The organism is Castellaniella sp. MT123 (assembly GCF_039614765.1).
Classification (GTDB): domain Bacteria; phylum Pseudomonadota; class Gammaproteobacteria; order Burkholderiales; family Burkholderiaceae_B; genus Castellaniella.
This window is the reverse complement of record NZ_CP154879.1, coordinates 2391726-2405011: the sequence shown is the minus strand read 5'-3', so window position 1 is coordinate 2405011 and position 13286 is coordinate 2391726. Positions and strand designations below refer to the sequence as shown.

Annotated in this window: 17 protein-coding genes; 6 read left to right on the top strand and 11 right to left on the bottom strand. The window is 65.6% G+C overall.

The genetic code is table 11. The features are described 5' to 3' along the window. The 6 genes from rpsK (at position 1) to dsbD (ending at position 5690) form a co-directional block, all read left to right on the top strand. Positions 1-399, top strand: a complete 399-nt coding sequence (rpsK, locus tag ABCV34_RS11310) for a 30S ribosomal protein S11 (protein WP_345796322.1) — start codon at positions 1-3, stop codon at positions 397-399. A 10-nt stretch (positions 400-409) separates the two neighbouring features. Next, a complete protein-coding gene (rpsD, locus tag ABCV34_RS11305; RefSeq protein WP_345796321.1) occupies positions 410-1033 on the top strand; it encodes a 30S ribosomal protein S4 in 624 nt (207 codons plus the stop codon). Between the two features lie 180 nt (positions 1034-1213). Continuing rightward, positions 1214-2212, top strand: coding sequence for a DNA-directed RNA polymerase subunit alpha (rpoA, locus tag ABCV34_RS11300; protein WP_345796320.1), 999 nt, complete (start codon positions 1214-1216; stop codon positions 2210-2212). Positions 2213-2432: 220 nt separating this feature from the next. After that, entirely contained in the window at positions 2433-2816 is a 384-nt protein-coding gene (rplQ, locus tag ABCV34_RS11295) for a 50S ribosomal protein L17 (RefSeq protein WP_345796319.1), read from the top strand. Positions 2817-3040: 224 nt separating this feature from the next. Continuing rightward, on the top strand, positions 3041-3421 hold the full coding sequence (cutA, locus tag ABCV34_RS11290) for a divalent-cation tolerance protein CutA (protein ID WP_345798772.1): 381 nt from the start codon (positions 3041-3043) through the stop codon (positions 3419-3421). 112 nt (positions 3422-3533) lie between these two features. Continuing rightward, positions 3534-5690, top strand: a complete 2157-nt coding sequence (dsbD, locus tag ABCV34_RS11285; protein WP_345796318.1) for a protein-disulfide reductase DsbD — start codon at positions 3534-3536, stop codon at positions 5688-5690. Positions 5691-5749: 59 nt separating this feature from the next. Here the strand turns inward: dsbD and tatC are convergent, their stop codons facing one another. The 11 genes from tatC to hisD all read right to left on the bottom strand — a co-directional run bounded on the left by tatC (position 5750) and on the right by hisD (position 13249). Beyond that, positions 5750-6565 (bottom strand): twin-arginine translocase subunit TatC, encoded by an 816-nt coding sequence (gene tatC, locus ABCV34_RS11280; protein WP_345796317.1) that lies wholly within the window; start codon positions 6563-6565, stop codon positions 5750-5752. An 8-nt stretch (positions 6566-6573) separates the two neighbouring features. Then, positions 6574-7101, bottom strand: coding sequence for a Sec-independent protein translocase protein TatB (tatB, locus tag ABCV34_RS11275; RefSeq protein WP_345796316.1), 528 nt, complete (start codon positions 7099-7101; stop codon positions 6574-6576). A gap of 25 nt (positions 7102-7126) precedes the next feature. Continuing rightward, positions 7127-7360 carry a Sec-independent protein translocase subunit TatA gene (tatA, locus tag ABCV34_RS11270; RefSeq protein WP_345796315.1) on the bottom strand — a complete coding sequence of 78 codons (234 nt, stop codon included), beginning with the start codon at positions 7358-7360 and terminating at the stop codon, positions 7127-7129. 9 nt (positions 7361-7369) lie between these two features. Then, positions 7370-7738: a histidine triad nucleotide-binding protein gene (locus ABCV34_RS11265; RefSeq protein WP_345796314.1), complete on the bottom strand. Its 369-nt coding sequence runs from the start codon at positions 7736-7738 to the stop codon at positions 7370-7372. A gap of 182 nt (positions 7739-7920) precedes the next feature. Next, positions 7921-8301: a phosphoribosyl-ATP diphosphatase gene (locus ABCV34_RS11260; protein WP_345796313.1), complete on the bottom strand. Its 381-nt coding sequence runs from the start codon at positions 8299-8301 to the stop codon at positions 7921-7923. A 58-nt stretch (positions 8302-8359) separates the two neighbouring features. Next, positions 8360-8818 carry a phosphoribosyl-AMP cyclohydrolase gene (gene hisI, locus ABCV34_RS11255; protein WP_345798771.1) on the bottom strand — a complete coding sequence of 153 codons (459 nt, stop codon included), beginning with the start codon at positions 8816-8818 and terminating at the stop codon, positions 8360-8362. A 17-nt stretch (positions 8819-8835) separates the two neighbouring features. Continuing rightward, the gene (gene hisF / locus ABCV34_RS11250) at positions 8836-9642 is read right to left on the bottom strand and encodes an imidazole glycerol phosphate synthase subunit HisF (RefSeq protein WP_345796312.1); all 807 of its coding nucleotides are present in this window, start codon (positions 9640-9642) and stop codon (positions 8836-8838) included. Then, positions 9639-10469 (bottom strand): 1-(5-phosphoribosyl)-5-[(5-phosphoribosylamino)methylideneamino]imidazole-4-carboxamide isomerase, encoded by an 831-nt coding sequence (gene hisA / locus ABCV34_RS11245; protein WP_345796311.1) that lies wholly within the window; start codon positions 10467-10469, stop codon positions 9639-9641. Before hisA ends, hisF begins: the two co-directional genes overlap by 4 nt. A gap of 45 nt (positions 10470-10514) precedes the next feature. After that, on the bottom strand, positions 10515-11228 hold the full coding sequence (locus ABCV34_RS11240; protein ID WP_345796310.1) for an imidazole glycerol phosphate synthase subunit HisH: 714 nt from the start codon (positions 11226-11228) through the stop codon (positions 10515-10517). Positions 11229-11286: 58 nt separating this feature from the next. Continuing rightward, complete coding sequence (gene hisB / locus ABCV34_RS11235) at positions 11287-11874, bottom strand: imidazoleglycerol-phosphate dehydratase HisB (protein ID WP_345796309.1); 588 nt, start codon at positions 11872-11874, stop codon at positions 11287-11289. 67 nt (positions 11875-11941) lie between these two features. Further along, positions 11942-13249: a histidinol dehydrogenase gene (hisD, locus tag ABCV34_RS11230; RefSeq protein ID WP_345798770.1), complete on the bottom strand. Its 1308-nt coding sequence runs from the start codon at positions 13247-13249 to the stop codon at positions 11942-11944. Positions 13250-13286: the final 37 nt, after the last annotated feature.

Here is a 13286-nt window from a genome sequence, read left to right as displayed (position 1 = left end):
ATGGCCAAAGCACAAGCCGGCGCCGCTCGCGTCCGCAAGAAAGTCAAGAAGAACGTGTCCGACGGGATCGCTCACGTCCACGCGTCCTTCAACAACACGATCATCACGATCACCGACCGTCAGGGCAATGCCCTGTCGTGGGCCACGTCCGGTGGGGCCGGCTTCAAGGGTTCGCGCAAATCGACCCCGTTTGCCGCCCAGGTCGCCGCCGAGTCCGCGGGACGTGTGGCGCAGGAATACGGCATCAAGACCCTGGAAGTCCGCATCAAGGGCCCCGGCCCCGGCCGCGAGTCTTCCGTGCGTGCGCTGAATGCCCTGGGGATCAAGATCTCCAGCATTTCGGACATCACGCCGGTGCCGCATAACGGCTGCCGTCCGCCCAAGCGTCGTCGTATCTAAGGGGAACATCTTGGCTCGTTATATCGGACCCAAATGCAAGCTTTCGCGTCGCGAAGGCACCGACCTGTTCCTGAAGAGCGCCCGCCGCTCGCTGGACTCCAAATGCAAGCTTGAATCCAAGCCCGGCCAACACGGCCGTACCTCGGGCATGCGCACCTCCGACTTCGGTCTGCAGCTGCGCGAGAAGCAAAAGCTCAAGCGCATGTACGGCGTGCTGGAGAAGCAGTTCCGCCGCTACTTCCAGGAAGCCGAGCGTCGTCGTGGCAACACGGGCGAAACGCTGATCCAGCTGCTGGAATCCCGTCTGGACAACGTCGTGTATCGCATGGGCTTCGGCTCCACGCGTGCCGAAGCGCGCCAGCTGGTGAATCACCGCGCCATCGAGATCAACGGCCACACGGCCGACATCGCCTCGCTGCTGGTGCAGGCCGGTGACGTCGTGGCCGTGCGCGAAAAGGCGAAGAGCCAGATTCGCATCAAGGAATCGCTGGATCTGGCGACCGGCAACGGCCTGCCCCAGTGGGTCGAGGTCGATGCCACCAAGCTGTCGGGTGTTTTCAAGCAGGCCCCGGATCGCGCGGACGTTGCTCACGACGTCAACGAATCCATGGTCGTGGAATTGTATTCCCGCTGATCGATTCATCTGGCTTCGCGCCATCGCGCTGCCTTTGCCCTGGTGGCAAGGCTGCGCAAGCCAGCCCACCGCAGGCCTTCTGGCCGGGTGGGCTGTGGTCATGTCCCGGTTTGCCGCCGGTTCGCCATTCCCATCAGCCTTATCGGTGTAACGAGCCGAGGGTATTGAAAAGGAAAGTTCATGTCTGCACAAAGTTTTCTGAAACCGCGTTCGATCACGGTGGAATCCGTGGGCACCTACCACGCGAAGGTCATCATGGAGCCGTTCGAGCGCGGCTATGGCCATACGCTGGGTAACGCGCTGCGCCGCATCCTGCTGTCTTCGATGACAGGCTACGCGCCGACGGAAGTCCAGATCAGCGGGGTCGTGCATGAGTACTCCACGATCGCCGGTGTTCGCGAGGACGTCGTCGACATCTTGCTGAACCTCAAGGGTGTAGTGTTCAAGCTGCACAATCGCGAGGAAGTCACGCTGCAGCTCAACAAGCAGGGGCCGGGTGAAGTCCGGGCGCGCGACATCGATTTGCCGCATGACGTCGAGATCGTCAATCCGGATCACCTGATCGCCACGCTGACCGACAACGGCCGCATCGAAATGCAGATCAAGGTCGAACAGGGCCGCGGCTACGTTCCGGGCAATGTGCGCGCGCTGGCGGACGACCGTTCGGCGACGATCGGCCAGATCGTGCTGGATGCCTCATTCAGCCCGGTGCGCCGCGTCAGCTACGCCGTCGAGAACGCCCGTGTGGAACAGCGGACCGATCTGGACAAGCTGGTGCTGGACGTGGAGACCAATGGCGTGATCAGCCCCGAAGAAGCGGTGCGCCAGTCGGCCCGCATCCTGATGGATCAGGTCGCTGTGTTCGTGTCGCTCGCCGACAAGGATGCCGGTCAGCTGACCACCAGCGTGCCGATGGGCGGCCAGTCCACGCCGATCGATCCGGTGCTGCTGCGCCCGGTGGACGATCTGGAACTGACGGTGCGTTCGGCCAACTGCCTGAAGGCCGAGAACATCTACTACATCGGCGATCTGATTCAGCGCACTGAAAACGAGCTGCTCAAGACCCCGAACCTGGGTCGCAAGTCGCTCAACGAGATCAAGGAAGTTCTGGCTGCGCGTGGCCTGACCCTGGGCATGAAGCTCGAGAACTGGCCTCCCGTGGGGCTGGAGCGTCCCTGATCGCATCCGGTATCCCGTGCGACGAATGCCTGATCGGGTGTCGTCGCCGGGATACCGGGCATGTTACCCGTTGCCGGGCTGAAAGGCGCCGATAGCGTGGTAACATTCCGACCCGGTCGATTCTTCGGCCGGGATTTACGCCAACATCCGGACCGCGGCGTCTGCCTGTCAGCTGCCGATAGAAGATCTGGGTTTCAATAGATTCAATAAGGAAATCGAAATGCGCCATCGTCACGGCCTTCGCAAACTGAACCGCACCAGCAGCCATCGTCTGGCCATGTTCCGCAACATGGCGGTATCCCTGCTGACGCACGAAGCCATCAAGACCACGCTGCCCAAGGCCAAGGAACTGCGCCGGGTGGTCGAGCCCCTGATCACGCTGGGCAAGAACCCCACGCTGGCCAATCGCCGTCTGGCGTTCGCCCGCCTGCGCGACCGCGACGCGGTCACCAAGCTGTTCAACGAAATTGGCCCGCGCTTCCAGGCCCGCAATGGGGGTTACACCCGCGTGCTGAAGATGGGTTTCCGCCAGGGTGACAACGCCCCCATGGCCTTTATGGAACTGGTGGACCGTCCTGAAGTGGAAGGCGCCGCTGCTGAATAAGACTGACACCGGGGCGGACGCATGTGACGCCTTCCAGTGATCGAGTCTGCCGGGTCCGGAGCGCTCACGCGTCCGGACCTTTTTCATGCGTGCCGCCATTGGCTCGCAGCATTTCAAATACCGTGTAAAATCAAAGAGTTTCTCTTCCCGGATCCGTCATGTCAGACCACGCCCCCACAGAAGGCCGTCCTGTCTCGCAGGAGGGCTCGGGGTCGATCCCGGGATTGCGGCGGCAGGGCGGCGCGCCCACCGATACGGTCGTAGTGCTCAGTACCGCGCCCGATGTCCTGCTAGCCAAGCGCATCGCCCATCTGCTGGTGGAAGAGTCCCTGGTGGCCTGTGCCCAGGTCGGGCCCCTGGTGACGTCCATGTATCTGTGGCAGGGGCAGCTCGAAGGCACGGAAGAATCACCACTTTGCCTCAAGACAACGGCCGCACAGCTGCCGGCGTTGTATGCGAGGTTGTACGAGCTGCATCCGTATGAGATCCCCGAGTTCCTGGTGCTGGGCGTGGCGGCCGGCAGCACCGCCTATCTGGATTGGGTCGCCGAATCGGCCCGCGAATCGACACCGGGTCGGCCCGATGTCCAGTCCTCACTCGAGTAATGTTCCGATGATGAATTTCCCGTGTCCGCTGATTCCGGTCTGGTTTCTTCAATCCCGGTCCCGTCAGAAGGGGGTTGATGTGCGGATGGGGCTGTCGGCAACAGGCAGGAAGATGGTGCAGGCACTCATGGGGCTGCTGCTCGCGGTCACGGCGGGGCTGGGCCTGGTGGGTACGGTCCAGGCCGCCGGTGATTTCCTCGAGCCCGAGCAGGCCTTCGTCACCACGGTGGCGATGCGGGATCCGCGGACGCTGGACGTGCATTACGCGATCGCACCGGGCTACTACATGTACCAGGATCGTTTCGAAGTGCGTGTCGAGGATGCGTCGGGCCAACTGATGTTTTTTCGCCGCTCGGATCTGACCCCCGCCGACGCTGAAACCCGCACGCCGGCCTGGCCCGGGACCTTGCAGTTGCCCAAGGGTCAGGTCAAATACGACCCGACCTTCGAGCGCGACATGGAGGTCTTTCACAAAGGGGTCACGCTGCGGGTGCCGCTGCAGGCAGGAGCGTCGGCTCCACTGCAGGTGACACTCACGGGGCAGGGCTGCTCGGACCAGGGCCTGTGCTATCCACCAATGACCCGGACACTCACACTGGCTGGCGGTGGGGATGGCTATCAGGCGCAGGGTCCTCTGGTCCGCGCCAGCGTGCCGGCGCCGCAGGACGAGATCGGCACATCCGCGGTCAACGGCTCGGTCCGGTCGAATGGCGCAGGGCAGGCCGGGCGCCCGGACCTGCTGGCGGGTGCAACGTCCGCTGTCGCCGGCCAAGCGCCGGCGCTGCGGGATCCCTCGCAAGCCGGGTCCGGGAGCTCCTGGCTGGATCTGGGGGACGTGGGGATGGCGGCCTGGCTGCATCAGGCGCCCTTGTGGCAGATCCTGGGACTGAGCCTGATATTCGGATTACTGCTGTCCTTTACACCGTGCGTGCTGCCGATGGTGCCGATTCTGCTGGCGGTCATTGCGGGACGCGACCATCAGTCCGTCAGTCGTGCGCGCGGCTTTGGGCTGGCCGCGGTCTATGTGCTGGGCATGTCGCTGGTCTATACCGTACTGGGGGTGGCCGCCGGCTTGTTGGGGGCGGGTCTGGCGGCGTGGCTGCAGTCGCCGTGGGTGCTGGGCACCTTTGCCGTGTTGCTGGCGGCGTTCGCGCTGGCCATGCTGGATGTCTTCGCGCTGCAGGCGCCGGTTGGCCTGCAGTCACGGGTGCAGACATGGATGCAGCGCCTGCCTGGCGGCCAGGTGGGCGGTGTCTTTCTGATGGGGATGTTGTCGGCCCTGATTGTCGGCCCCTGCGTGGCCGCGCCCCTGGCCGGGGTGCTGCTGTTCATCTCCCAGACTGGGGATCTCGTGACAGGCGGTTCGGCATTGTTCGCGATGGCGTGGGGCGAGGGTGTGCTGCTGCTCGTGGTCGGCGCGGGCGCCGGCGCCCTGCTGCCGCGCGCCGGGGCGTGGATGACGCCGCTCAAGGCCGCCTTCGGCTTGCTCTTGCTGGCCACCGCCTGGTGGATGGCGCGACCGCTGCTGCCGGATACCTTGTATGTCATGGGCTGGATTCTGCTGGCGATCTGGGCGGCGCTGCTATTATGGGGGGCGACGGATGGCGGTCGCGCGCCAACGGCGTCATCCGGCGCCGGGGAGGCTGTCTTGACGGCGAACGCCGCACATGCCGGCCCTCTGCGTCTTCTGACCCGCGCCCTGGCCTCGATGCTGGCCCTGTGGGGGCTGGCCCAGGGGGCGGGGCTGCTGGCGGGGGGGCACGACATGCTGCGGCCCCTGGCGCCGTTCACTGCCGCCGGCGGGGCCTTGAACCAGGTGGTATCCGGTTCCGGGTTGGCGACAACCTCTGGCGCCCTCGCGCCTCCGCCAGGCATCGCCGGTGCCCGACAAGGTCCGCAGGCGATCCAGGCGCAGTTCACTCGCGTGGCGTCGCTGGCTGAACTCGAGTCGCAGCTGTCATCCACTGACCGGCCGGTGATGCTGGACTTTTACGCGGACTGGTGTGTGTCCTGCCTGGAAATGGAAAAATTCACCTTCAGCGACCCTCGGGTGGCGGCCCGAATGGGCCGAATGAAGCTGCTGCAGGCTGATGTCACCCGGATGACCGCCGAAGACAAGGCGCTTCTGGCCCGCTTCGATCTGTTCGGCCCGCCCGGTATCCTGTTTTTTGACGGCCAGGGCCGGTTCCTGGCGGATGCCCGGGTCGTGGGATTCAAGAAGGCTGATGCCTTCCTGCGGATCCAGGACCGGGTACTGGGCGCTTCATGACGGTGCAAGTCGGTGGCCGATGCGGCCGCCAACCGGCACCGCACGACCTGCCCGACTGATCATTTGTCCTGAGGGGGATCGTCCTGGGAGACCAGGGCGTTGGTGTCGGCTGCCGGGTCTTCGGTTTCAGGCGCGGCTTTCCGTTTCTCGATCGCGGCCCCCGCCAGAATTCCGATTTCATAGAGCACGCATAGCGGCGTGGCCAGCAGCACCTGGCTGAGCACATCGGGCGGTGTCACCACGGCCGCCAGTACGAAAGCGCCCACGACCACGTAGCCGCGAACCTCGCGCAGTTTCTTCACGGATACGATGCCGGTCTTGACCAGCAGAACCACGGCGACCGGGACCTCGAAGGTGACCCCGAAGGCCATGAACATCGTCAGCACGAAATTGACGTAGGCCTCGATGTCCGGCGCGGGTGTGATCGAATGCGGCGCGAAATTCGCGATGAAGCGAAAGACCGTGTGGAACACCACGAAATAACAGAAGGCCATCCCCAGCAGGAACAGGAAGGTGCTGGAGATGATCAGCGGCAGTGCCAGGCGCTGTTCATGACGGTACAGACCGGGCGCGACGAAGGCCCAGGCCTGGTACAGCACGACGGGCAGCGCCAGGACAAAGGCGGCCAGTAGCGTGACCTTGATCGGCACCATGAAGGGGGTGATCACCCCGGTGGCGATCATGCGTGTGCCTGTGGGCAGGGACGCCAGCATGGGCTGGGCCAGGATATCGTATATCGTGGACGGCCCCGGATAGAGGAACAGCACGACGAAAATGCCCAGCACAGCCATGACGGCGCGCAGCAGACGGGTGCGCAACTCGATCAGGTGCGAGATGAAGGTGTCCTGGGACGAGGCGTCGGATGCGTCAGTCATGCCGGGATTCAGTGGCTGGATTCGGTGGGGGCTGGCGCCCGGACAGGCTGGGGCGTGCCGCTGGGGACGGATGTCGTCGGTACGGTGGTGCCAAGCGGCGCCGCGGGGGCCGGGTTGCCGTCCGCCGGGGCGGGTATGCCGGCAGCCGGATCCTGCGCAGGCAGGGACGGCGCGTCAGTTTTCACCGGAGCCTCTTCGGTGACCGGCTGCTTGATGTCCAGCGCCTGACGGGCTTCGTCGAGGGAATCCTTGATCGCCTGCGTCGGTTGGGTGACAGCTGCCTTCAGATCCTCGACCGACGAGGTCATGGAGGACTGCACCGAACGGGCGGCGTCCTCCATCTGGTTCTTGATGTCGCCGATTTCCTTCAGGTCCATTTCCTTCTGGATGTCGGACTTGACCTCGTTGACATAGCGTTGGGCGCGCCCGAGCAGGTGTCCGACGGTGCGGGCGACCTTTGGCAGGCGTTCGGGACCGATGACGATCAGCGCGATCACGCCGATCAGCATCAGTTCGCTGAAGCTGACATCGAACATGGCGGTTCCGGTTCAGTGCGCGGGATCAGGCGTCGGTCTTCTCGCGTGCCTGGACATCCACCGTGTTGGAATCCTGGACTTTCTGCGTGACGGCCGGCTTGGATTCGGCCGCCTCGTCTTGTGCGTCCTTCATGCCTTTTTTGAAGCCTTTGACGGCACCGCCAAGGTCTTCGCCCATGTTGCGCAGTTTCTTCGTGCCGAAGATCAGCGCCACGATGACCAATACGATCAGCCAGTGCCAGATGCTGAAGCTACCCATGAGTTCTCCTTAGGCGGCGGGTGCCGCGCGTTTTGACCAGGGGCGTGCGCCGCCCAGAATGTGAAAGTGCAGGTGGTCGATTTCCTGGCCGCCTTCGGTGCCGGCATTGGCCACCAGCCGGAACCCGCCGTCGGGCAGCGGATTGCAGCCGTTGGCAAAGGCGAGCTTCGGGACCAGCAGCAGCATCCGGGCCAGCCAGGCGTCATCGGTGGACCCGACGGCTGCCAGCGACGCCACGTGATGCTTGGGCATCAGCAGAAGGTGCACGGGAGCTGCCGGGTTGATGTCGTGGAAGGCGAGGAATTCGTCGTCTTCGTGCACGATGCGGGCAGGGATTTCGTGCCGGGCGATTTTACAGAACAGACAATCGTGGCTCATGGGGTTCTACGGGATGGGGCCGGACATCGACCCACTCAACATCATATGTTGCCACAATTTCACTGACGCTGTATTGATCCGCCAGGGGGAATACAGTCAGTCAAGGGTATGCACTGACCAGATCCGGCCGTTCGCGGTCCGGGAATCCGGATCCGGGGAGGGCACCCCGGGAGCGGGACCGTTCAGTGCTTCGGTCGGGAGGCCTTTTCTTCCAGCCCGGACAGCCCTTCACGGCGGGCAAGCTCGGCCAGTACGTCCTCGGGCCGCAGATCGAAATGCGTCAGGGCCACCAGACAGTGGAACCAGAGATCGGCGGTTTCCGCCACGATACGGTCTCGTTGGCCGTCCTTGGCCGCCATCACCAGTTCGGTGGCTTCCTCGCCGATCTTCTTCAGGAAGGCATCCGGCCCGCGAGCCAGCAGACGGGCTGTGTAGGAGGTCTCTGGATTGCCGCCATGGTCTGGGCGGCGGGTCGCAAGGGTGTCGGCCAGCCGGGCCAGAATGTCTCCGGTGGAAGAATTTCCTGGGGCTGCCTGCCGGGGGTCGGTGTCTGCGGAAGTCATGTCGAGAAGTGAAGGGAATCAGGGGTTCGGGCCGAGAGGGCGTGTCGGCGTGGGGAAGTCAGGGATGCGTCGCGCCCGCGCCGTAGATGTCGCCTGGGTCCTTCAGCACAGGGTCCTGGGTGACCCAGGCGGGATCGGCGGCCTGGCGATCCAGGCTGCGGAAGAAGCAGCGTTCCCGCCCGGTATGACAGGCGATGCCGCCGACCTGCGTGATCCGCAGCAGCAGCACGTCGCCGTCGCAGTCCAGGCGAAGGTCGTGGACCTGCTGGACGTGGCCGGATTCCTCGCCCTTGCGCCAAAGGCGCTGGCGGGAGCGTGAAAAATACACGGCGCGCCCGGTGCGCACGGTTTCCTGCACCGATTCGGCGTTCATCCAGGCCATCATCAGCACCTTGCCGGTCTGCGCATCCTGGGCGATCGCGGGGATCAGCCCCTGGTCGTCGAAGTGCAGGGCCGACAGCCACGCAGGCGGCGCCTGCGGGTCGGTGGCGTCCGCCGCCGGCCGGGCCGATGGCATGGTGTCCTTGTCGAGAGTCATGTGCGCCGTACCTGAATGCCCTGGGCGGCCAGGAAATCCTTGGCCTCGGCTAGCGTGTGCTGGCCAAAATGGAAAATGCTGGCTGCCAGCACCGCGCTGGCGTGGCCCAGGGTGATGCCATCGGCCAGATGCTGCAGGGTGCCCACACCGCCCGAAGCGATGACCGGGACGGGTACCGCGTCGGAGACGGCGCGCGTCAATTCCAGATCGAAGCCGGATTTGGTGCCGTCGCGGTCCATGCTGGTGAGCAGTAATTCACCGGCGCCCATGTCCGCCATGCGGCGAGCCCACTGGACGGCGTCCAGGCCGGTGCCGCGCCGCCCCCCGTGGGTGAAGATCTCCCAGCGCGGGGCCTCGCCGGCGCCCGAGACGCGCCGCGCATCCATTGCCACGACGATGCACTGCGAACCATGATGGCGAGCGGCCTCGGCCACGAGTTCCGGACGGGCGACGGCCGCGCTGTTGATGGAGACCTTGTCGGCCCCCGCGTCGAGCAGGCGCTGGATGTCGGCGACCTGGCGCACGCCCCCGCCAACCGTCAGGGGGATGAAGACCTGGCGGGCGACGGCTTCGATGATCGGCAGGATCAGGCCGCGATCATCGGACGTCGCCGTGATGTCCAGGAAGGTGATTTCATCGGCACCCTGCTCGTCGTAGCGGCGGGCAATCTCTACCGGGTCGCCGGCATCGGTCAGGTTGACGAAATTCACGCCCTTGACGACCCGACCTGCGTTGACGTCCAGGCAGGGGATGATGCGACAGCACAGGCCTGATTCACCTGTGTGGGAAATCGAGGCGGTCATGCGGAGCGGCCTGGGGCCGGGGTGTCGGAGGATTCCGCATCGGACCCGGGCGCGCGGGCATCGGCCGGATCGGATTCGTCGTCAGCCGAGCCGCTGAGCGAGTCGGCCAGGGCCTGGGCATCCGCGAAGCCCAGCGTGCCTTCGTAGATGCTGCGGCCCAGGATGGCGCCTTCGATGCCTTCGTTGGCAACCGCGCACAGGGCGCGGATGTCGTCCAGCGATGCTACACCGCCGGAGGCGATGACCGGGATACGGACGTGCTGCGCCAGGCGGACGGTGGCTTCGACGTTGACACCGCTGAGCATGCCGTCGCGGCCGATATCGGTGTAGATGATCGATTCGCAGCCGTAGTCTTCGAACTTGTGGGCGAGATCCACCACGTCGTGACGGGTGAGCTTGGACCAACCGTCGGTGGCAACCTTCCCGTCGCGCGCGTCCAGGCCTACGATGATGTGGCCGGGGAAGGCGGAGCAGGCATCGCTGAGGAAACCGGGGTCCTTGACTGCGGCGGTGCCGATGATGACATAGGAGATGCCGTTGTCCAGATAGTATTCGACCGTGTCCAGGTCGCGGATGCCGCCGCCGATCTGGATGGGCAGGTCGTCGTCGGTCGCATCGACGATCGCCTGGATGGCCGCACGGTTGCGCGGTTTGCCCGCGACGGCGCCGTTCAGGTCCACCAGATGCAGGCGGCGCGCGCCCTGGCTGGCCCATTGGATGGCCATGGCGGCGGGATCTTCGGAAAAGACGGTGGCGTCAGCCAGGTCGCCTTGTCGCAGGCGCACGCAGCGCCCGTCTTTGAGGTCGATGGCGGGGATCAGAAGCATGGTCGTCGTGTCAGTGCAGGAAGGATTCGAAACCCGGTATGGGGGTCAGGGTTGCCAGCGGGTGAAGTTGCGATACATCAGCAAGCCGGGCGCTGCGCTCTTTTCTGGGTGAAACTGTACGGCAAAAATATTGTCGGTGGCAACGGCGCAGCAGAAGGGCTGCCCGTAGCGGCTGGTGGCCGCCGTGAGCGCCGCGTCGCCGGGTTCGGCGTAGTAGCTGTGAACGAAGTAGAACGGCGTGTCCTGGGCGATGCCGTCCCAGAGGGGATGCGCGCGGGTCTGGGTGACGGCGTTCCAGCCCATGTGCGGGACCTTCAACCGAGGGGGCGGCGTGTCCGCCGGGCGGGCGACAGGGTCATGCGCCGTGGTGCCCGGGCTGTCGGCGCAGGCGGAGCCGGTTGCCGCAGGCTGGTCGAAGGCTGGCCCCTGGAAGCGGCGCACGCGTCCCGCGAGCAGACCAAGGCCGGGCGTGTCGCCTTCGTCGCTGCCGTCGAACAGCATCTGTTCGCCGACGCAGACGCCCAGCAGGGGCTTTTCGCGGGCGGCGCGCAGCACGGCGTCGCGCAGGCCCGAGGTATCGAGCGTGTGCATGCAGTCGGGCATGGCTCCCTGGCCGGGAAACACGATGCGGTCGGCCGCCAGGATGTCGGCGGCGCTGCGCGCGATACGGATGTCCTGGTCCGGGGCGGCCGCCTGCAGGGCGCGCGCGACGGAGTGGAAATTACCCATGCCGTAGTCGACGATGGCGATGCGTGTCACGGTGCGGTGGTCCTGATGTGGTGTCGGGTCGAAAGGCGTGCGATGGGGATGCCGTCGGTCAGAGGGCGCCTTTAGTGGACGGAATCGTGCCGCCGGCGCGCGGATCGACTTCCGCAGCCATGCGCAGCGCGCGTCCAAAGGCCTTGAAGATGGTTTCGCACTGGTGGTGCGCGTTTTCCCCGCGCAGGTTGTCGATGTGGACGGTGGCCTGGGCATGGTTCACGAAGCCCTGGAAGAATTCGCGCGCCAGATCCACGTCGAAGGTACCGATGCGCGCCCGGACATAGTCCACGTGATAGAACAGGCCGGGACGGCCGGACAGGTCCACCACGACGCGCGAGAGGGCCTCGTCCAGCGGGACGTAGGCGTGACCATAACGGCGCAGCCCCGCCTTGGTGCCCACGGCGGCGGCAAAGGCCTGGCCCAGGGTGATGCCGACGTCCTCGACGCTGTGATGGTCATCGATGTGCGTGTCGCCGTCACAACGGATGTCCAGGTCGAACAAGCCATGGCGGGCGATCTGGTCCAGCATGTGGTCCAGGAACGGAACGCCGGTGTTCAGGGTGCGGGCCCCCGTACCGTCCAGGTTGATGGTGACGCGGATCCGGGTTTCTTGCGTGTTGCGTTCGATCGTGGCAGTGCGCATGGCTTTGAGGGGTGTCCTGGGCGGTGTCGGTCGCGAGGCGGCGAAAGCGTGGGGCTGGGGCCCGGCGTCAGGCCGGGTCGTTCAGGCGCAGGGCGGCGCTGGCGGCATGGGCATGCAGGCCTTCGCTGGTGGCCAGGGTGACGGCGATGCGGCCCAGAGTCTGCGCCCCTGTCGCGGAAACCTGGATCAGGCTGCTGCGCTTCTGGAAATCATACACGCCCAGTGGCGAGGAAAAGCGCGCCGTGCGTGCGGTGGGCAATACATGGTTGGGGCCGGCGCAATAGTCGCCCAGGGATTCCGAGCTGTAGGCGCCCATGAAGATCGCGCCGGCGTGGCGAATCAGCGGCAGAATGGCCTGCGGGTCGCGGACGGACAGTTCCAGGTGTTCGGGGGCGATCCGGTTGACCAGGGAGCAGGCCTGTTCCAGACCGGTCGTATGGATCAGCGCGCCGCGATTGGCCAGACTGACGCGCAGAATGTCGGCGCGCGGCTGCTGCGGCAGCAACCGTTCGATGGCGTCCCGGACCGCGTTCAGGTAGGCCTCGTCCGGGCACAGCAGGATGGCCTGGGCGAGTTCGTCGTGTTCGGCCTGGGAGAATAGATCCACCGCGAGCCATTCCGCCGGTGTGCTGCCGTCGGCCACGATGAGGATTTCCGAGGGGCCGGCGATCATGTCGATGCCCACCGTGCCGAAGACCCGCCGTTTGGCGGCTGCCACGTAGGCATTGCCCGGGCCGACGATCTTGTCCACGGCCGGTAGCGTCTGTGTGCCGTAGGCCAGCGCGCCCACGGCCTGGGCGCCGCCGATGGCGAAGATGCGGTCCACACCGCCCAGCGCGGCGGCGGCGAGCACCATCGGGTTGCGCGTGCCCCCGGGTGTGGGCGTGACCATGATCAGTTCCGGCACGCCGGCGACTTTTGCCGGAATGGCATTCATCAGGACAGACGAGGGGTAGGCGGCCTTGCCGCCTGGGACGTAGAGGCCTACGCGGTCCAGCGGAGTGATCTGCTGGCCGAGCATCGTCCCGTCGGGTTCGGTGTACGTCCAGGTCTGGGCGCGCTGGTGTTCATGGTAGCGTCGGACCCGTTCAGCCGCGGCTTCCAGGGCTGCGCGCCGGTCGGCGGGCAGGCCGGCCAACGCCGCCTGGCAGTCGCTGCGCGGGATTTCCAGGGCGGTCAGGCTGCCGGCCTGGACGCGGTCGAATCGGGCCGTGTAGTCCAGCACCGCCGCATCGCCGCGCGTCTGTACGTCGTGCAGGATGTCGCGCACCGTCGATTCGATGGATTCGTCCTGCGAGGCGTCGTAGGCCAGCAGGCGGGTCAGGGCCGAGTCGAAATCAGCGGAACGGGTATCCAGGCGGTTGATGAGCGGCATGACGATAGGGTGGCGCAAAAGGGTATCTTACCGAATT